General features: G+C 74.4%; 20 protein-coding genes. 14 read left to right on the top strand and 6 right to left on the bottom strand.

The window, feature by feature from the left end:
- Window positions 1-29: 29 nt before the first annotated feature.
- The 4 genes from hemE to ACWAT2_RS13920 all read left to right on the top strand — a co-directional run bounded on the left by hemE (window position 30) and on the right by ACWAT2_RS13920 (window position 3,329).
- Window positions 30-1,145, top strand: coding sequence for a uroporphyrinogen decarboxylase (gene hemE, locus ACWAT2_RS13935; protein WP_402376440.1), 1,116 nt, complete (start codon window positions 30-32; stop codon window positions 1,143-1,145).
- Complete coding sequence (locus ACWAT2_RS13930; protein ID WP_402376443.1) at window positions 1,142-2,590, top strand: protoporphyrinogen/coproporphyrinogen oxidase; 1,449 nt, start codon at window positions 1,142-1,144, stop codon at window positions 2,588-2,590. The genes hemE and ACWAT2_RS13930 overlap by 4 nt, the downstream gene beginning before the upstream one ends.
- Before the next feature lie 77 nt (window positions 2,591-2,667).
- Window positions 2,668-2,946: a type II toxin-antitoxin system VapB family antitoxin gene (locus ACWAT2_RS13925; protein ID WP_402376446.1), complete on the top strand. Its 279-nt coding sequence runs from the start codon at window positions 2,668-2,670 to the stop codon at window positions 2,944-2,946.
- Window positions 2,943-3,329 (top strand): type II toxin-antitoxin system VapC family toxin, encoded by a 387-nt coding sequence (locus ACWAT2_RS13920; protein ID WP_402376448.1) that lies wholly within the window; start codon window positions 2,943-2,945, stop codon window positions 3,327-3,329. The genes ACWAT2_RS13925 and ACWAT2_RS13920 overlap by 4 nt, the downstream gene beginning before the upstream one ends.
- Window positions 3,330-3,333: 4 nt before the next feature.
- Here the strand turns inward: ACWAT2_RS13920 and ACWAT2_RS13915 are convergent, their stop codons facing one another.
- Together ACWAT2_RS13915 and ACWAT2_RS13910 are read right to left on the bottom strand one after the other, a co-directional pair.
- Entirely contained in the window at window positions 3,334-4,044 is a 711-nt protein-coding gene (locus ACWAT2_RS13915; RefSeq protein ID WP_402376451.1) for a spermidine synthase, read from the bottom strand.
- A gap of 79 nt (window positions 4,045-4,123) precedes the next feature.
- Window positions 4,124-4,813, bottom strand: coding sequence for a hypothetical protein (locus ACWAT2_RS13910; protein ID WP_402376453.1), 690 nt, complete (start codon window positions 4,811-4,813; stop codon window positions 4,124-4,126).
- A 187-nt stretch (window positions 4,814-5,000) separates the two neighbouring features.
- Here ACWAT2_RS13910 and ACWAT2_RS13905 point away from each other — a divergent pair, with 187 nt between their 5' ends.
- The 9 genes from ACWAT2_RS13905 (at window position 5,001) to ACWAT2_RS13865 (ending at window position 14,749) form a co-directional block, all read left to right on the top strand.
- Entirely contained in the window at window positions 5,001-6,548 is a 1,548-nt protein-coding gene (locus tag ACWAT2_RS13905; RefSeq protein WP_402376456.1) for an HNH endonuclease signature motif containing protein, read from the top strand.
- 90 nt (window positions 6,549-6,638) lie between these two features.
- Window positions 6,639-7,685, top strand: coding sequence for a hydroxymethylbilane synthase (gene hemC, locus ACWAT2_RS13900; protein ID WP_480048918.1), 1,047 nt, complete (start codon window positions 6,639-6,641; stop codon window positions 7,683-7,685).
- Window positions 7,682-8,443 (top strand): uroporphyrinogen-III synthase, encoded by a 762-nt coding sequence (locus ACWAT2_RS13895; protein WP_402376461.1) that lies wholly within the window; start codon window positions 7,682-7,684, stop codon window positions 8,441-8,443. Before hemC ends, ACWAT2_RS13895 begins: the two co-directional genes overlap by 4 nt.
- Window positions 8,440-9,453 carry a porphobilinogen synthase gene (gene hemB, locus ACWAT2_RS13890; protein WP_402376464.1) on the top strand — a complete coding sequence of 338 codons (1,014 nt, stop codon included), beginning with the start codon at window positions 8,440-8,442 and terminating at the stop codon, window positions 9,451-9,453. Before ACWAT2_RS13895 ends, hemB begins: the two co-directional genes overlap by 4 nt.
- Window positions 9,441-10,781, top strand: coding sequence for a glutamate-1-semialdehyde 2,1-aminomutase (hemL, locus tag ACWAT2_RS13885; protein WP_402376466.1), 1,341 nt, complete (start codon window positions 9,441-9,443; stop codon window positions 10,779-10,781). Before hemB ends, hemL begins: the two co-directional genes overlap by 13 nt.
- 92 nt (window positions 10,782-10,873) lie before the next feature.
- Complete coding sequence (locus ACWAT2_RS13880; protein WP_402376468.1) at window positions 10,874-11,356, top strand: HU family DNA-binding protein; 483 nt, start codon at window positions 10,874-10,876, stop codon at window positions 11,354-11,356.
- Window positions 11,357-11,437: 81 nt separating this feature from the next.
- On the top strand, window positions 11,438-11,770 hold the full coding sequence (locus ACWAT2_RS13875; protein ID WP_402376471.1) for a metal-sensitive transcriptional regulator: 333 nt from the start codon (window positions 11,438-11,440) through the stop codon (window positions 11,768-11,770).
- Window positions 11,771-11,799: 29 nt separating this feature from the next.
- The gene (locus ACWAT2_RS13870; protein WP_402376473.1) at window positions 11,800-12,120 is read left to right on the top strand and encodes a heavy-metal-associated domain-containing protein; all 321 of its coding nucleotides are present in this window, start codon (window positions 11,800-11,802) and stop codon (window positions 12,118-12,120) included.
- Between the two features lie 175 nt (window positions 12,121-12,295).
- Complete coding sequence (locus ACWAT2_RS13865; RefSeq protein ID WP_402376475.1) at window positions 12,296-14,749, top strand: heavy metal translocating P-type ATPase; 2,454 nt, start codon at window positions 12,296-12,298, stop codon at window positions 14,747-14,749.
- Window positions 14,750-14,848: 99 nt separating this feature from the next.
- Here the strand turns inward: ACWAT2_RS13865 and ACWAT2_RS13860 are convergent, their stop codons facing one another.
- From ACWAT2_RS13860 to ACWAT2_RS13845, 4 genes are read right to left on the bottom strand one after another with little or no spacing between them, the layout of a single operon-like run.
- Window positions 14,849-15,661 (bottom strand): ABC transporter permease, encoded by an 813-nt coding sequence (locus ACWAT2_RS13860; RefSeq protein ID WP_402376478.1) that lies wholly within the window; start codon window positions 15,659-15,661, stop codon window positions 14,849-14,851.
- A complete protein-coding gene (locus ACWAT2_RS13855) occupies window positions 15,658-16,578 on the bottom strand; it encodes an ABC transporter ATP-binding protein (RefSeq protein ID WP_402376479.1) in 921 nt (306 codons plus the stop codon). The genes ACWAT2_RS13860 and ACWAT2_RS13855 overlap by 4 nt, the downstream gene beginning before the upstream one ends.
- Entirely contained in the window at window positions 16,575-16,874 is a 300-nt protein-coding gene (locus ACWAT2_RS13850; RefSeq protein WP_402376482.1) for a transcriptional regulator, read from the bottom strand. Before ACWAT2_RS13850 ends, ACWAT2_RS13855 begins: the two co-directional genes overlap by 4 nt.
- Window positions 16,867-17,571, bottom strand: a complete 705-nt coding sequence (locus ACWAT2_RS13845) for a hypothetical protein (RefSeq protein WP_402376484.1) — start codon at window positions 17,569-17,571, stop codon at window positions 16,867-16,869. The genes ACWAT2_RS13850 and ACWAT2_RS13845 overlap by 8 nt, the downstream gene beginning before the upstream one ends.
- 151 nt (window positions 17,572-17,722) lie before the next feature.
- On the opposite strand from ACWAT2_RS13845, the gene ACWAT2_RS13840 reads away from it, so the two are divergent.
- Window positions 17,723-18,958, top strand: a complete 1,236-nt coding sequence (locus ACWAT2_RS13840) for a cation:proton antiporter domain-containing protein (protein ID WP_402376486.1) — start codon at window positions 17,723-17,725, stop codon at window positions 18,956-18,958.
- The last annotated feature ends 14 nt before the right edge of the window (window positions 18,959-18,972 follow it).

The raw sequence follows: 18,972 nt of genomic DNA, 5'->3' as shown, positions 1-18,972 counted from the left end.
TGTGCTCCCTCAAGGCAGAATTGTTGACCGTGACATCCCCCACGGTGAACGTCAGCGACCTGCCCGCCTCCCACCCCCTCGTCGACGGGCGTACGGCACAGTCCTCGCTGGTCAGCGCGCTGCGAGGTGATCGACCGGCGCGGACGCCCGTGTGGTTCATGCGGCAGGCCGGCCGCTCCCTGCCCGAGTACCGCGAGGTGCGACAGGGTGTCGGGATGCTGGAGTCCTGCCTCCGGCCCGACCTCGCGGCCGAGATCACGCTGCAGCCGGTCCGCCGCCACGGCGTCGACGCCGCGATCTTCTTCAGCGACATCGTCGTGCCCCTCAAGCTGGCCGGCGTGGACGTCGAGATCGTCTCCGGCGTCGGGCCGGTCATGGACCGCCCCTACCGGACGGCCGCCGACATCGATGAGCTCGTCGCCCGCGACCTCGACGACGCCGCGCTCGCACCGATCGCGCAGGCGGTGGAGCGCACCGTCGCCGGATTGTCCGACGGCGACGCCTCGACACCGCTCATCGGGTTCGGCGGCGCACCGTTCACCCTCGCCGCCTACCTCGTCGAGGGCCGGCCCAGCCGCGACCACCTCGCCGCCCGCACCCTCATGCACGCCGACCCCGAGACATGGCGCCGGCTGACCGAGTGGACCGCCGACCTGACCGGACGGTTCCTGCGCACCCAGGTGCTGGCCGGCGCGAGCGCCGTGCAGCTCTTCGACTCGTGGGCCGGCTCCCTGTCGCTCGCCGACTACACGACGCACGTGGCGCCGTCGTCCACCCGTGCCCTGCGGCAGGTGGCGACATTCGGCGCGCCCGGCATCCACTTCGGCACCGGCACCGCGCACCTGCTGCCCGCGATGCGCGACGTGCTGCGCGGCGCCGGGTTCGCCCACGCCACCGTGGGTGTCGACTACCGCACGCCCCTGGACGAGGCCGTCGCGCTGCTCGGCGGCGACGTGCCGGTGCAGGGCAACATCGACCCCGCCCTGCTCGCAGCGCCGTGGGAGGTGCTGGAGGCGCACGTCCGTGACGTCGTCGCGCGGGGCACCACGGCCCGCGCGCACGTGGTGAACCTCGGCCACGGGGTGCCGCCGACCACCGACCCGACGGTGCTCACGCGCGTCGTCGAGCTCGTCCACTCGCTGTGAGCCAGCAGGTCGACGCCGTCGTCGTCGGCGGCGGCATCGGTGGGCTCGTCGCCGCGCGCACGCTCATCGAGCGCGGGCTGCGCACCGTGGTGCTCGAGGCGTCGACCCGGCTCGGCGGGCCCGTGCGCGGCGGCGCGTTCGAGTCGTTGCCGCGCGTCCCCGTCGACCTCGGTGCCGAAGCCTTCGCCGCCCGGGGCACCGCCGTCGGCGAGCTCGCGCAGGAGCTGGGGCTCGACGTCGTCGAACCCGCACCCCTGTCCGCCTGGGGGTACGCCGCCGGCCGCGCGTTCCCCCTGCCGCGGGCGGGCGTGCTCGGCATCCCCGCCGAACCGTGGGCCGCCGACGTGCGCCGCGCCATCGGCTGGCCCGGCGTGCTGCGCGCCTCCCTCGACCGGGTGCTGCCCCGGTCCGTCGGCGCCGACGCGGACGACCTCGGCTCCCTGGTGCGCGCCCGCCTCGGCGCCCGGGCCACCGACCGGCTCGTCGCCCCGGTCGCCACCGGCGTGCACTCGGCCCCGCTCGACCGGCTCTCGGTACGGTCCGTGGCCCCCGGCCTGATGGACCGGTTCACCGTCGAGGGCTCCCTCACGCGCGCCGTCGGCGCGCTGCGGGCCACCGCGCCCGCCGGCTCGGCCGTCCGCGGCATCGACGGCGGGATGCACGCCGTCGTCGAGGCGCTCGCCGGGCAGATCGCCGCGAGCGCCGAGATCTGGACCGACACCCCGGTCACCGACGCGACCGGCCCCATCCACACCGCGCTGCGGCTCGGCCAGGAGGTCGTGGGCATCGAGCAGGCCGACGACGGCGGCTGGGTCGTGCGCTCGCGCGCCACCGCCGCGGGGGTCGCCGGCGGCCGCGGGTCGCTGCACACCGTCACGGCACCGCGCCTCGTGGTCACCACGCCTGCCGTCGGGCCGCTGCTCGCACCGTGGACCGACGTCGTCCCCACCCCGGAGGCGGGCGCCGACGTGCGGCTCGCGACGCTGCTGGTCGACGCCCCCTCGCTGGACGCCGCCCCGCGCGGGTCCGGGATGCTCGTCGCGCCCGGAGCCGCCGACGTGCGCGCCAAGGCCCTGACGCACTCGACCGCCAAGTGGCCGTGGCTGGCCGCGCGCGTGCGGGCCGCCGCCGGTGAGGGGATGCACGTGGTGCGGCTCTCCTACGGGCGTATCGGCAGCGAGACCGTGCCCCCCACCGCCGACGAGGCAGCCCAGGACGCCTCCGTGCTGCTCGGCGTGCCGCTGACCGGCCGTGTCCGAGACCACCTGCTGCAACGCTGGGACGGCGCCCTGCCCCCGCCGACCCCCGCCTACCGGGCCGACGTCACCGCGCTGAGCGCCGCCGTCGGGCAGGTGCCGGGGCTCGCCGTGACGGGCGGCTGGGTCGCCGGCACCGGGCTGGCCGCGATCGTGGCGCACGCCCAGGCGGCGGTCAACGGGCTGTAGCCGCACGGATCTCCGCGCACGAGGCGACGAGCCGACCCTCCGGACATATGTCTACCATCCCGAGGTAGACTTCTACCATGAGTCTCAACATCAAGAACGAGCGGACGCACGCGCTGGTGCGTCGGCTCGCCGAGCTGACCGGCGCGTCGCAGACGAGCGCCGTCGAGGAGGCGGTGCAGCGGCGGCTGGACGAGCTGCTCGCGGAACGGGACGACGAGGCCGGCGAGCGCGCCGCGCGCCAGGAGCGGGTCGACCGGCTGCTCGGCGACCTGCGGGCCGAGCTCACCGAGACGGACCGAGCAGCGCTGCGCGGGTCGGACGCCGACCTCTACGACGACGCAGGGATGCCCGCATGATCGTCGACACGTCAGCGGTGGTCGCCGTGTTCCTGAGCGAGCGCGAGGCGGACCAGATCGTCGATCTCCTGATCGACCGCCCGGCGGCCATGTCCGCGGCCACCCTCGCCGAGCTCGGGATCGTCGTCGGCCGGCTCGCTCCCCAGCACGCCCGGCGGCTCGACGCGCTGCTGGCCGAGTGGCAGGTCGAGGTCGCCCCCTTCACCGCCGCCCAGGCGAGGATCGCCCGGGACGCCTATCGGGACTTCGGCAAGGGCACCGGTCACCCGGCGCGCCTGAACCTGGGCGACTGCTTCACGTACGCCCTGGCGGCCGAACGCCGCGACGAGCTGCTGTACGTCGGGGACGACTTCACGCACACCGGGGTGCGGTCGGCCCTGTGAGGGACTACCGGACGCCGCGGGCCAGGTAGACGGTGTTGCTGGACTCGCCCCCCGTGATCGGGTTGGGGAATGCGACCGGGTGCGCGGAGTGCTCGGCGAACACCCGGCCCAGCATCGACCTGAAAGCCGCCTCCGGCGGGTCGTCCGACCAGAGGGCGAACACACCGCCGTCGGTCAGGTGCCGAGCCATCGCCCGCAGCCCGTCCGCGTCGTAGAACGCTGCATGGCTGGGGTGCAGGACGTGCTGCGGGCTGTGGTCGATGTCCAGCAGGATCGCGTCGTACCGGACCTGGGGCTCGCCACGGATTCTCCGGAAGAAGTCGCCCTGGACCAGCCGGCAGCGCGGGTCGGTGGCGAGGCCCGCGGCGTCCGGCAGCAGCTCGCGGCGGTGCCAGTCCAGGACGGGCTCCGAGAACTCGATGACGGTCAGGTCGGCGACCCGGGGGTCGGCCAGCGCGGCGAGCGCGGTGTAGCCGAGCCCGAGGCCGCCGACCAGCACGCGCAGGTCGGCGGGCGCGTCGGCAGCCGGGAGCATCGCGAGCGCCAGGGTGGCGAGCTCGCGCTCCGCCACCGTGAAGAGGCTGGACATGAGGTACTCGTCCCCCAGCCGCACCTCGTACACGTCCTGCTTCGCCGCCGGGTCGTAGCGTCGGCGCAGGCTGATCTCCCCCATCGGCGTGATCTGGAAGTCGAGCTCTTCGAAGCGCACAGGCATGGGGCTCAGGGTCTCACGCGGCGACGCTCCGCCCCCGGGAGTGCCACGGAGGGCTCACCCGGGGGCGGAGCGCGAGACGTCAGTCGTCGAGGTCGACGGTGCGCGTGATCCGTTCGCCCGTCGAGGACTTCGCCACCACCTTCACGCGGTCGTCGTCCGCGCGGAACTTCTTGCCGAGCGTGACGTTGCCGTACTTGTTCGCCTTCTTCGTGGTCGAGCCGACCTTCTTACCGTCGCGGTAGAACGTCGCCGTCCAGCGGGCGTTCTTCTTCGGACCGTTGATGCGGATCTGCGCCTTGGCCCGGTCGTCGCCGACCTCGGCGACCGAGTACCCGTACCGGCTGCCCTTCGAACCCTTGCCGCTGCGGCACTCGAGGTCGTCGTCGAGCTCGATCGTGCGGGCGGCACGCTGACCGCTCTTCGAGACGGCGACGAACCGGAACCGGTCGTCGTCGTCACCACGCAGCGTCTTGGCCACGGAGATGTTGCCCTTGCTGTTCGCGCGCTTGGTGGTCCGGTAGGCCTTGTTGCCGTTGCGGTACACCGTGACGGTCCACCGCTGACCGGACTTCTTGGCGTCGACCGACATGGCTGCCCGCATCCGGTCGTCGTCGCGCTCCGCGAGCGTCACCCGGTACTGCGCGTTCTTCGAGGCGTACCCCGTGCAGCTGACCCGGTCGTCGTCGGCCTGCGCCGCTCCCGCTCCGATGCCGACGCTCGCCAGCGCCAGACCCAGTGCCGCGATCGTTCCTACGATTCTGCTCTTCATCTCAGGTGCTCCTGGTGAGAGGGCCGCGGGCGCGGGATGCGCTGTGCGGCGACGTGCCTCGCACGTCAGGAACGCTCCATGAGGGAACGGTGGCAGCACCGTGAGAGACGTCTCATGATCCCGGACGGGTGTCGATGACCAGGCGGAACCACTAGAACACACGTTCGATGACTGGTAGGATCGAGGCATGACAGCGAGGTCGGGTGCCGCGCCACCCGGGACAGCAACCGGTACGGCACCCGCCGCCCGGCCGCGAGCCACCGGCGAGGATGCGACGCTCGCGCGCCTGGACGCCCTGCTGTCGGATCTGAGCGCGGCGCAGGCCGAGATCAATGCTCTGGAGGGTCGGCGAGCCGCGCTGCTCGCCGACATCGCCGACCTGTCCGAGCACGCCGAGAGGGCTGTGCTCGACGCCGACGACCCGCACCTGCGGCGCACCTCATCCGCCCGACGACGCGAGCTCGCCCGGCGGGCGGTCGTCGCGGAGGTCGGGACCACGCTGCACCTGGGCGAGCACGCCGCCGCGAATCTGTGCGACCACGCGCAGACCCTGCGCCGCAAGGCTCCACGGTCGCTCGCCGCGCTCGCCGCCGGGCGGTGTTCCTGGGCGCACGCGGCCCGCGTGGCGCGCCACCTCGCCGATCTCGAGCCGGCCGACGCCCGACGCGTCGAGGCCTCGGTGGCCCCCGTCCTGGCCACGGGCACGCCCGCCCAGGTGGACGCCCGTGCACGGCGTGCCCGCGAGAACATCCATCCCGAGCCGGTCGAGGTCCGGGCCGCCAAGGCGTCAGAACATCGCGCGGTCTACCTCGACGACGGCCGTGACGGCATGGCCTGGCTCACGGCGCACCTGCCGGCGACGCACGCGCACGCGGCGTACGACCGGCTGACCCGCACGGCGACGGCGCTCCACGCCGAGACCGACAGCCTGACCGTCTCGCAGGGTCGCGCGGACGCCCTGGCGGCCCTGCTGCTCGACGACGGCACCCTGGACCAGAGCGCGGTGCCCGCCCTGCCTGCCTCCGCAGCGCCGCGTCCTCCCGCCCAGGACCCGGCCCTCACGCGCCCTGTGCCGAGCATCGCGGCGATCGCGCGGAACATCCGCCCGCAGGTGACGGTGACCGTGCCGGTCCTCACTCTGCTGGGCGTCTCCGACATCCCGGCAGACCTGGACGGTCACGTGCCCATCGCGCCGGACACGGCCCGTGAGCTCGCCGCTCTCGCTCCCTCGCTGCGGCGGGTGCTGACCCACCCCGAGTCGGGCATCCCGCTCTCCGTCGGTCGGGAGAGCTACACCGCCCCGTCGGCACTCAAGGCCGAGCTCGCACGGCGCGACGCCACCTGCCGCTTCCCGGGGTGCACCGTGCCCGCGGTCCGGTCCGACCTCGACCACTCCACGGCGTGGGCCGACGGCGGAACCACCGGCGCGGACAACCTGGCCCACCTGTGCCGCCACCACCACGTGCTCAAGCACCAGGCCGGCTGGACGGTGCGGCACAGACCGCCACCCGGCAGTCGGCCTGGGACACCGGGCAGCAGCCCGACCACGCCCACACCTGCATCCGCATCCGCATCCGCATCCGCCCACAGCCTCGGCCTCAACGGGCACCTCGAGTGGACCTCGCCCACCGGCCGGCGCCACACGACCTGCCCGGACGGTGGCGTCGTCGCCACCCGGCACGGTTCGGTGCCGCGCGGAACCCTGCCCACCACCGCGGACCTCCCGCCCTTCTGACCGGGCACCGCGTTCCAGCTCACCGGGCGTCCCCGTGCTCCCTGCCCTCCGCGCTCCCGCCGCACCGCGCACATGCGTGACAATGGAGCGGTGACCACCTCCGCATCCGCCCCCCTGCGTCTCGGCACCCGCGGCAGCGCGCTGGCGACCACCCAGTCCGGGATCGTCGCGCGCCGGCTGGAGGAGCTCCTCGACCGCCCGGTCGAGCTCGTCCGCATCAAGACCGAGGGGGACGTCAAGACCGGTTCCCTCGCCTCCCTCGGCGGCACCGGTGTGTTCGTCACCGCGCTGCGCGACGCGCTCGGCACCGGGCGGTGCGACGTCGCCGTCCACTCGCTCAAGGACCTGCCGACCACGCCCGCGCCCGGCCTGACATACGTCACCCCGGAGCGCGAGGACCCGCGGGACGCCCTGTGCGCGCGCGACGGACGCACGCTCGACACGCTGCCGCGCAACGGTCGCGTCGGGACCGGCTCGCCGCGCCGCGCCGCGCAGCTCCAGGCCGCCCGGCCCGACCTGGAGATCGTCGACATCCGCGGCAACGTCGAGACCCGGCTCGCCCGCGCGCTGGGCCCCGAGCCCGACCTCGACGCCGTGGTGCTCGCCTTCGCCGGGCTCACCCGCCTGCACCGCACCGAGGTGGTCAGCGAGGTGCTCGACCCGCTCGTCGTCGCCCCCGCCCCGGGTCAGGGCGCGCTCGCCGTGGAGGCGCGCAGCACCGACCTGGCGCCGGACGACGGCGTCGCTCCCGCGCTCGCCGAGGCCTTCGCCGCGCTCGACCATCGCCCCACGCGGGTCGCGGTCACCGCCGAGCGCGGCGTCCTGGCCCGCCTCGAGGCCGGCTGCGCCGCACCGATCGGCGCCTGGGCGCGGCTGGAGGAGGGAGCGCTGGTGCTGTCCGCCGTCGTCGCCTCCCTCGACGGCACGGAGCAGCTCAAGCACACCGCCCGCGTCGAGATCTCCCCGACGACGGCGGTCGCCGCGGCCGACGAGGCCGCCTACGCCCTCGGCGTCCGTGTCGCCGAGCGCCTGCTGTCCGACGGCGCGGCCCGCCTCGCCCCGCTCTCACCCGCCGAGCCCGCCCCGCCGCAGCCCGCGCGGACCCCCACCGGGACGGACGACCCGGAGGGGGCGTGACCGACCTGACCGGGCGCTCCGTCCTGCTGCCCCGCTCCCCCGCACGCGCCGCCGGGCTGGCCGACCTCCTGCGCCGTCAGGGCGCCGCGGTGACGGTCGCCCCCGTGATCGAGCGAGCACCGGCCGACGACGGCGCGGCGCTCGCGACGGCGGTCGCCGACGTCGTCGCTGGCCGGTACGCCTGGGTCGTGATCACCAGCGTCAACGCCGTCGGCGCGCTCACGGCGGCGCAGGGCCACCCCCGGGGTGACGCCGGCGTGACGCTCGCCGACGCTCCCGTGCGGTGGGCCGCCGTCGGACCCGCCACGGTGCGCGCCCTGGCTGACGCCGGGATCATCACCGACCTCGTGCCCGACGACGAGGCATCGGCCGACGGCCTCGTGGCCGCCTTCCCGGCGGCGCCCGGCCCCGGTTCCCGGGTGCTGCTGCCCCTCGGGGACCTGGCGCGACCCACGCTGCGGGACGGGCTGACGGCCCTCGGGTGGACCCCGCGCGTCGTCACCGCCTACCGCACCGTCCGCAGCGAGCTGCCCGCCGACGTCGCGGGTGCCCGCTATGACATCGTGGTCGTGACCTCCGGCTCCGTGGCCCGCGAGATCGCCCAGCAGTACGGCACCGGGACCCCCGTGGTGGCGATCGGCCGGCCCAGCGCCGAGGCCGCGCGCGACGCCGGGCTGAGGGTCGCCGCCGTCGCCGACCACCCCACCGACGCGGCGCTCGCCGCCGCCGTCACCACCGCCTGCGAAGGAGAACCATGAGCACCTCGGGGATCGTCTACCGGCCACGACGGCTGCGCGCCACGCCCCGCGTGCGGCGCCTCGTCGCCGAGCACCGGCTGCACGCGGCCGACCTGGTGCTGCCGCTCTTCGTCAAGGAGGGCATCACCGAGCCGGTGCCGATCAGCTCCATGCCCGGCCAGGTGCAGCACACCGAGGACACCCTGCGCGACGCCGTCGCGGCGGCCGCGCGGGCAGGGCTCGGCGGGGTGATGCTGTTCGGCATCCCGGCCGTGCGCGACGCCCGCGGCACCCAGGCGGAGGCGCCGGACGGCATCCTGCAGCGTGGCCTCCGGATCGCGCGCGAGGGGGTCGCCGCCGTCGAGCAGGACGGGCGGCCCGGCCCGGTCGTCATGGCGGACACCTGCCTGGACGAGTTCACCGACCACGGGCACTGCGGCGTCCTCACGGACGGCCCCGACGGCACGGCCGTGGTGGACAACGACGCGACGCTCGAGCGGTACGCGACGATGGCCGTCGCGCAGGCGAAGGCCGGCGCGGACGTCGTCTCGCCGTCGGGCATGATGGACGGCCAGGTCGCGGTGATCCGCGACGCGCTCGACGACGCCGGGTTCGAGCACGTGGCGATCCTCGCCTACAGCGCCAAGTACGCCAGCCCGTTCTACGGGCCGTTCCGCGAGGCCGTCGACTCAGCGCTGCAGGGCGACCGGCGGACTTATCAGATGGACGCCGCCAACGCCCGCGAAGGGCTGCGCGAGGCGGACCTCGACCTCGCCGAGGGCGCCGACGTCGTCATGGTCAAGCCCGCCGGCTCCTACCTCGACGTGCTGCGCGGCGTCGCCGACCGGTCCGACGTGCCGGTGGCCGCCTACCAGGTGTCCGGCGAGTACGCGATGATCGAGGCCGCGGCCGCCAACGGCTGGATCGACCGACGAGCGTCCGTCCTGGAGTCGGTGCTGGGCATCAAGCGCGCCGGCGCGGACATCATCCTCACCTACTGGGCCCTGGAGATTGCGGAGTGGATCAAGTGACCGGAACCGACAACCACGAGGCATTCCTGCGCGCCCAGGCCGCGATCCCGGGCGGGGTGAACTCTCCGGTCCGGGCGTACGGCTCCGTCGGCGGCGACCCCCGCTTCCTCGCGAGCGCCCGCGGCGCGTACGTGACCGACGTCGCGGGACGCGAGTACGTGGACCTGGTGGGGTCGTGGGGCCCGGCGCTGCTGGGCCACGCCCACCCCGAGGTGGTCGCCGCCGTGCAGGAGGCCGCCGCTCGCGGGCTGTCGTTCGGGGCGCCCACGGTCGCCGAGGTCGAGCTCGCCGAGGAGGTCCGACGGCGGGTCCCGGCCGCCGAGCGGGTCCGCCTGGTCTCCACGGGGACCGAGGCGACGATGACGGCGATCCGCCTCGCCCGCGGCGTCACCGGGCGACCGCTCGTCATCAAGTTCGCCGGGTGCTACCACGGGCACGTCGACTCCCTGCTCGCCGAGGCCGGCTCCGGCGTCGCGACCCTGTCGATGCCCGGGTCCGCCGGGGTCACCGAGGCCTCCGCCGCCGAGACGCTCGTGCTGCCGTACAACGACCTGGACGCCGTCGAGGCGGCGTTCGCCGCGCACGGGGCGCGCATCGCCGCGGTGATCACGGAGGCCGCGCCCGCCAACATGGGCGTGGTGCCGCCGTCGGACGGGTTCAACGCCGGGCTGCGGCGGATCACCGCCGAGCACGGGGCGCTGCTCATCCTGGACGAGGTGCTGACCGGGTTCCGGGTGTCCGAGGCCGGGTACTGGGGCTTCGAGAACGCGGGCCGGGACGCCGGCGACGTCTGGACGCCGGACCTGTTCACCTTCGGCAAGGTCGTCGGTGGCGGGATGCCCGTGGCGGCGCTCGGCGGCCCGGCCGCGATCATGGATCGGCTCGCGCCGACCGGCCCCGTCTACCAGGCAGGCACGCTGTCCGGGAACCCGGTGGCCGTGGCTGCGGGCCTGACCACGCTGCGCCTCGCCGACGACGCCGTCTACGCCCGCGTGGCCGAGGTGGCCTCCGCCGTCTCCGGCGCCCTCGGCGAGGCGCTCGACGCCGAGGGGGTGCCGCACCGGATCCAGAGCGTCGGCTCGCTGTTCTCGGTGTTCTTCGGGGAGGCCGCCGCCCGCGACGGTGTGCGGAGCTTCGCGGACGCCCAGGGCCAGGACGTGTTCCGGCACAAGCCGTTCTTCCACGCGATGCTGGACGCCGGGGTCAACCTGCCGCCGTCCGTGTTCGAGGCCTGGTTCTGCTCGGCCGCGCACGACGACGCCGCGGTGGAGCGGATCCTCGAGGCCCTGCCCGCGGGGGCGCGGGCGGCGGCAGCGGCGCGGCCCTAGGCCGTCCCGGCGAGCGAGCGTCTGCCTTTCGGGGGCCGCTGATCTGCGGTTGAATGCCCGGGACACGCCCGGCATCCGGAAGGTGACCTCAGATGAACAAGGCAGAGCTCGTGGCAGCCGTCGCGCAGCGCACGGACAGCAGCCCGGCCGACGCGCGTCGGCACGTCGACGCCGTGATCGAGTCCATCGTCGAGGGCGTCTCGGCCGGTGAGCGCGTGTCGCTGATCGGCTTCGGCACGTTCGACAGCACCGCGCGTGCTGCCCGGACCGCCCGCAACCCGCGCACCGGTGCCACGGTCGACGTGCCCGCCGCCGTCGTCCCCCGCTTCCGCGTCGGCGCGGGGTTCAAGGCGAAGGTCGCGGGGGCCGACGGCGCGAGGCCGGCCGGCAAGGCCGCTGCGGAGTCGCCGACCGGGACCACGAAGAAGAAGGCGGCTGCTCCGGCCGAGGAGCCGGCGACGCCCGCGAAGGACGGGTCGAAGGACGGCAAGAAGAAGTCGTCGAAGAAGGACAAGAGCTCGAAGAAGGACTCGAAGAAGAAGTCCAAGAAGGGCAAGAAGTCCAAGAAGAAGTGAGGTGGCGCGCGTCAGCGTCGGCCGTCTCACCCTCCGTCCCCACCCTCTTGACAATGTACCCCCCAGGGGTATGTTGGACCTATGACCGAGACCGTAGAGCACGTCGACGCGTCAGCCGGCCCGCACGACGGGCCGCACGGCTACGCCTCCGACAAGGCCGCCTACCTCAAGCGCATGCGCCGCATCGAGGGCCAGGTCCGCGGTATCGCGCGCATGATCGACGAGGACGTCTACTGCATCGACATCCTCACGCAGGTCTCCGCCGTGACGAAGGCCCTGCAGTCGGTCAGTCTCGCGCTGGTCGAGGACCACCTCGGCCACTGCGTCGTCGACGCGGCCCGCGAGTCCGACGATGCCGGCGCCGCCAAGATCAAGGAGGCGTCCGCAGCGATCGGCCGCCTCGTCCGCAGCTGACCCACCCACCACCGACCGAGGGAGCACCCATGAGCACCGTCACCACGCTGGGCGTCACCGGCATGACCTGCGGCAACTGTGTCGCGCACGTGACCAGCGAGCTCGAGTCCGTCGAGGGCGTCGAGCACGTGAGCATCGTGCTCGACAACGGCGGAGAGTCCGAGGCCACCGTGTTCTCCGACGAGCCGCTCGACGAGCGGGCCCTGCGGGGCGCCGTCGACGAGGCCGGCTACGAGGTCGCGTCGCTCACCGTGCAGCCGAACGCCCTGCGCGAGCAGCACGCCGAGCAGGCACCGAGCCGCCAGCAGGCCCACGACGCCGCCGCGCGCCATTTCGGCACCGACGCGTAGCCACCGCACCTTCCCCCGCGGACCGCCTGCCGACCCACGGGACCGACGCTCCGCCGTCGGCCCCGTGCAGGCACTCCGCGCCGCGCCGGGCATGCCCGGCGCCCCGACCCCGACGGCCGCCACCCCGGCCCGTCGCCGGTGACCTCCGCCGCACCGCACCATCCAGGAGTCACCCATGAGCACCCCCCACAGCACCACCCACGACACCCCCACCCCCACCCCGCAGGCCGAGGTGGACCTCGCCATCCAGGGCATGACGTGCGCCTCGTGCGTCGCCCGGGTCGAGAAGAAGCTCACCCGGCTGCCCGGCGTCGAGGCCACCGTGAACCTGCCGCTCGAGAGCGCGCACGTGCGCCGGCCGGACGGCGTCACCGACGCCGACCTCCTGCAGGCCGTCTCCGCCGCCGGATACACCGCCACGGTCACCGGCTCGCGACCGGTGGCCCCCGCGCCCGACGGCGCCACCCCGGCCGCGTCCGACGAGCATGCCGAGCACAGCGAGCACTCCGGCGGCCACGTGCACACCGAGTACCGCGGCGACGACCTGCGCCGCCGGCTGCGCGTCGCCGCCGTCCTCACCGTGCCCGTCGTGCTGCTGTCGATGGTCCCCGCCTGGCAGTTCGCCGGCTGGCAGTGGGTGGTCGCCGCCCTCGCCCTGCCGGTCGTGACCTGGGCCGCCTGGCCGTTCCACACCGCGGCCGCCCGGGCCGCCCGCCACGGCTCCTCGACCATGGACACGCTCGTCTCGATCGGCGTCGCGGCCGCGACCCTCTGGTCGCTGTGGGCGCTCCTGATCGGAGGCGCCGGCGAGATCGGCATGACGATGCAGGTCACCCTGCTGCCGTCGCGCGAGCACGCGGCCACGCCCGAGCTCTACCTCGAGGTCGCCGCCGTCGTGACCACGTTCCTCCTGGCCGGCCGGTATGCCGAGCACCGGTCCAAGCGCCGTGCGGGCGACGCGCTGCGCTCGCTGCTGGAGCTCGGCGCCAAGGAGGCCGAGCGGGTCGTCACCGGCCCGGACGGGCACCCGGTCACGCGCCAGGACGGCGCGCACGTCACGGAGCACGTGGCCGTCGCCGCGCTGCGTACCGGCGACCTGTTCACCGTCCGCCCGGGCGAGAAGGTCGCCACCGACGGCGAGGTCGTCGAGGGCACGTCCGCCGTCGACACGTCGCTCCTGACGGGCGAGCCGGTACCGCTGGACGTGGGACCGGGCGACGCCGTCACGGGTGCCACGGTGAACACGTCGGGCCACCTGCTGGTGCGCGCCACGCGCGTCGGCGAGGAGACCACGCTGGCCCAGATCGGGCGGCTCGTGTCCCGCGCGCAGACGGGCAAGGCTCCGGTCCAGCGGCTCGCGGACCGCATCTCCGCGGTGTTCGTGCCGATCGTGCTGGTCCTGGCCGTGCTCACCCTGGGCGGCTGGCTGCTCGCGGGCGCCGGCGCCCAGCTCGCGTTCACCGCCGCCGTCGCGGTGCTGATCATCGCCTGCCCCTGCGCGCTCGGCCTCGCGACCCCGACGGCGCTGCTCGTCGGCACCGGCCGTGGCGCACAGCTCGGCGTGCTCATCAAGGGCCCGGAGATCCTGGAGTCCACCCGCCGCGTCGACACGGTGGTGCTCGACAAGACCGGCACGGTGACGCAGGGCGCGATGGCGCTCGAGCACGTGGAGCCGGCCGAGGGAGTCTCGGCGGGCGAGGCGCTCCGGTACGCCGCCGTCGTCGAGGCCCGCAGCGAGCACCCGATCGCCCAGGCGGTCGCGGCGGCGCCAGAGCACTCGGCGACGGCCGTCGACGGGGCCGCCCGGGGCACCGGGGCCGACGGCGTCACCATCGGCGCGCTGCAGGTGTTCGACTTCCGCTCCACCCCCGGCGGTGGCGTGGAGGCCGTGGTCCGCACGGCCCACTCCGGGCTCGGCGCCGGGGGCACCGGGCTCGGTGCCCGGCGGGTCACGGTCGGTCGCCTGACCTGGCTCGACGACGCGGGCGTGCGCGTGCCGGACGAGGTTCGTGACGCCGTCGGGCGGGCCGAGGCCACCGGGGCGACCGCCGTCGTCGTCGCGTGGGACGGCACCGCGCGGGCGACGCTCGTGCTGCGCGACCCCGTGAAGCCGACCTCCGCGGAGGCCGTCCGCGAGCTGCGCGACCTGGGTCTGCGCCCGGTGCTGCTCACCGGCGACTCCGAGGGCGCGGCGCGGGCTGCGGCCGCCGAGGTCGGCATCGACGCGGTGATCGCCCGCGTGCTGCCGCAGGACAAGGCCACGACGATCGCCCGGCTGCAGGGCGAGGGACGGACGGTCGCGATGGTCGGCGACGGCGTGAACGACGCCGCCGCGCTGGCCACGGCGGACCTCGGGCTCGCGATGGGCACCGGCACGGACGTGGCGATGCAGGCGAGCGACATCACCCTGGTGCGGGGCGACCTGCGGGCTGCCGCCACGGCGGTGCGCCTCTCCCGCGCGACCCTGCGCGTCATCAAGCAGAACCTGTTCTGGGCGTTCGCGTACAACGTGGCGGCGATCCCGCTCGCCGCGGCAGGTCTGCTCAACCCGATGATCGCGGGTGCGGCGATGGCGGCGTCGTCGGTCATCGTGGTGTCGAACTCGCTGCGCCTGCGTCGCGCGGGCTGAGCCGCCGCTCGAGCGCGTTGTGGGCGCGAATTCTGGCCTGTTTCACCCCGCTTTGGGTGGATTTGGCGGCACAGAATTCGCGCCCACAACGCTCGGGGTTCAGCGGAAGCGGCGGCCCTCGTCACGGCGGTACGCCCACGCGGCCAGCGCGCCGAAGACGAGCGTCCAGCCGATAAGCACCGGCCAGGCCCACGGGTTGGCCTCGATGCCGGTGAGCGCCTCGACCATCAGGTCGCGGCCGGCGCGCGTGGGGGTCGCCTGCGAGAGGGTGTCCAGCCACGCGGGGAACATCATCGGCGGCAGGAACAGCCCGCCCGCGAACGCCAACGGGAACAGGATCACCTGCACGATCGGCAGCGCCGCCTTGGCCGTGAGCGAGTAGCCGATACCCATCCCCAGCAGGACGAACGGCACCGACGTCAGCAGGATCATCCCGATCCCGACCGCCAGCTCCGACGCGGTGACCGCGGCGTCCGTGAACAGCCAGGCCACGACGATGAGCGGGACCAGGCCGAACAGCGCGAAGATCGCCCCGTTGCCCACCCGTGCCACCATGCGCGGCATCGGGCCGGCCGGCAGGGAGCGCACGAACGGGTCGAACGGCAGCGCGCGGTCCTCGGCGACCCCGAGCCCGTACGTGAACAGGCTCGCGGAGCACACGCCGAACATGGCCAGCCCCGCCACCGCCATCGTCGCGAACGCCGGGTTGCCCGCCACCTCGGCCTGGGGCACCACGAAGAACGCCATGGCCAGCGCCGGGAACAGCGCGTTGCCGATCACCGCCATCGGGATCCGTACCGTCTCGAGGAACTGGAACCGCAGGTGCAGCCAGGCCAGGCGGGCCGGGCTCACGGTCTGCGCCGGGCCCGACGGCGGGGCGCCAGGTCGGGTGGTGGGGTGCGTGGTGGTCATCGGGTCGCTCCTTCCAGGGGGGCCGGCACGGCGGTGTCGACCATCTCCGCGAACGCTTCCTCGAGGCTGGCGCCCCGGATCTCGAGGTCGCGGAAGTCGACGTCGGCACGCACCAGGTCGCGGACGAGGGCGTCCGCGTCGGGGGTGAACAGCGACTGCCGGGTGCCGCCGTCGGACGACGCCCCGTCGAACCGCTCGACGCGCACGACCCCCGGCCAGGCGGAGAGGTCGTCGGCGCAGGTGAGCACCACGCGTCGCAGCGAGACCTGCTGCAGGATCGCCTCGAGCGAGTCGTCGGCGCGCACGACGCCGCGGTCGATGACCACGACGCGCTCGGCGAGCGCCTGGACCTCCTCGAGGTAGTGGCTGGTCAGCAGCACCGTGCCACCGCCGGCGTGGTACCGGCGGATGGCGTCCCACAGCGCCTGGCGCGCGCTGACGTCGAGGCCCGTGGTGGGCTCGTCGAGCAGGACGACGCGCGGCCGCCCGACCAGCGACAGCGCGACGGCGAGCCGCCGCTTCTGCCCGCCGGACAGCGCCCCGGTCTGCTTGCGGGACATCTCGGTGAGGCCGAACTGGTCGAGCAGCTCACCGGTGGGCACGGGGTCCGGGAAGTGCCCGCCGACGAAGTCGACGACCTCCCCCACGCGCAGGGTCGCCGGCAGGCCGGTCTCCTGCGGGGTGATCCCCAGCCCGATCCGGCTCGCCGCGTCGCGCGGGTCTCCACCCAGGAGGCGGACGGTCCCGCGGTCGGGCCTGCGCTGCCCGCTGATCAGCGACAGCAGCGTGGACTTGCCGGCGCCGTTGGGGCCGAGCAGCCCCACGAGCTCGCCGGGGCCGACGTCGAGGGAGACGTCGTCGAGCGCGACCACGTCCCCGAATCGGCGGGTGACGCCGTCGACGGTGATGACGGTCATGATCCTGTTCCCTTCAGCAGTGCGGTGAGGGTGGTCGTGTAGTCCTCGAAGGCGCGGCGGCCTTCGGTGGTCAGTGCGAGATAGGTGACGGGCTTGCGGCCGGCGTGCCCCTTGACGACCCGGACGTAGCCGGCGTCCTCGAGCTTGCGCACGTGGGTCGAGAGGTTCCCCGCGGTCATGTCGAGGAGCTGTTGCAGCCGGGGGAAGACGATCTCGTCGTCCCGCGGCAGCGCCGCGAGGGTGGAGACGACCCGCAGGCGTGCGGGGGCGTGGATGACGGTGTCGAGCTCAGTCATCGTCGGCACCCGGCCCGACGGCGGCGGTGGCGCCGGGCACCCGGCCGCGGCGCCGTCGTCGGGCCACGAGCACCACCTCGATGCCGCACATGACGAAGAACCCGCCGCCGCCGGCGAGCGCCATGACGAGGTAGGTGGCGGGCATCCCGGCCGCGGTGGCGACGCCGCCCGTGAGCAGGATCCACAGGCCGAGCACGTAGAGGCGGTTGTCGCAGAAGAACGTGCCGCCGGCGAGGTACATCAGGCCGACGATCACGCAGGCGAGCGCGTTGGCGACGAGGCCGATGACCTCGTCCGAGGCCCCCGCGTCGGCGATGCCGCCGATGATGAACGGGTACGTCACGAACGCGAGGCACCAGGACCAGCCGTACATGGTGCCGGCGCGGGTGCCGGGTCCGCGGGTGCCGGCGCCCCGGACGACGCTGTGCACGATGGTGATCGTCATCGCGACGGCCAGCAGGGCGAAGAAGACCGCGAACGCGATGCCGTCGGGCGCGCTGCCGTTCGACCGGGTGCTCGTCCACAGCACGAGGTACCCGACGAGCCACGCGACGCCCCAGACGAGGTACAGCAGCCTCCCGTCGGGCTCGGTCGCGGCGCGAGCGCGCTGCTGGGACTCCTCGATGAGCCGCAGGGACTCGGCGGGGTCGAGCGGCGGACGCCCGGGGGCGTCGTCGTCGTGCTCGGGGCTGGTCATCTCGGCACCTTTCAGGTCTTGCGAAGTAGTTTGTGTTGCAAACCTGTTTGTAGGGTCGCATACGTGCGGAGGCAGCACAACCCCCTGCGGCCGACGGAGGACTCGCCTACCGTGCGAGACACCGCCCTTCGGCCGAGGCAGAGGAGATCCCATGGAGCTGCCGCTCCTGTACGCGACGATCGGCGTGGCGAGCGTCCTCCTGGCACTCCTGAGCAGACGCCTGCGCTTCCTGCCCGTCACCGAAGCGATGGTCGGGCTGCTCCTCGGTGTCGCGCTCGGCCAGGCCGGCGTCCTGGGCGGCTCCGGTGCCCTCGGCTGGGACGACGCGCAGCGCGACACGCTCCTGCTCGAGTCGTCACGCCTGCTGCTGGCCGCCTCCGTCATGGCCGCTGCGCTGCGCTTCCCGGCCGACCAGCTCCGGTCCCTGGTGCGCCCCGTGGTCTGGCTGCTGGTCGTCGTCATGCCCGTCGCGGCGCTGGTCTCAGGCGCCCTCGCACTGGCCCTCGGGCTCCCGCTGGCGCTGGCCGCCGTCGTCGGAGCCTGCCTGAGCCCCACCGACCCCGTGCTCGCCGCCTCCGTGGTCACCGGCGACGTCGCGGAGAAGTCCCTGCCGAGCCGGGTGCGCGCCCTGCTCACCGCCGAGAGCGGCATCAACGACGGCCTCGCACTCCCCCTGGTAGCCGTCACGATCTCCCTCGCCCTCACCCCGCGCGAGACCGGCCACGAGCTGCTGCTCCTCACCTGGGAGGTGCTGGGCGCCGTCGCGATCGGCGTCGTCCTCGGGCTCGCCGCCGCCGCGGGCCGCCGGATCGCGACGCGCGAGCACGACCTCGACAGCGGGCCCACGCTCATGCTCACGCTCCTGCTCGCCCTGGCGACCCTCGGCGTCGCCCAGCTCGCCGGGACCGACGACGTGCTGGCCGTCTTCGGGGCCGGCGTCGCCTACGGGGCACGCACCGACCGGACGATCCGAGAAGAGCAGGACATGATCGACGAGGCCGTGAACCGGTACGCCGTCGTCCCGTTCTTCGTGCTCGTCGGCGCAGCGCTGCCGTGGGCGGACTGGGCCGCGCTGGGACCCGTCGTCGTCCTCGTGACCGTCGGGGTCCTGCTCGTGCGCCGCCTGCCGGCGGTGCTGCTGTCCGCGCCCGTGCTCGGCCTGACCCGCCGCGACGCCGCGTTCGCCGGCTGGTTCGGCCCGATGGGGGTCTCCGCGGTCTTCTACCTCACGTACGCGCGGGACCAGGGCGTGACCGACCCGCGCGTCTTCGCCCTCGGGATGCTCGCGGTCGCGGCCAGCACCGTGGTGCACGGGATGACGGCGGCCCCGCTCGCCCGGATCCACCCGCGTCCGGCGAGCTCCTCGGGCTCCGACCCGGCACCCTGACCACGCCCGTCGGC

This window comes from Isoptericola sp. GX10416, from assembly GCF_056590155.1.
The sequence above is the reverse complement of the archived record's forward strand: the minus strand, read 5'-3'. Positions and strand labels throughout refer to the sequence as shown.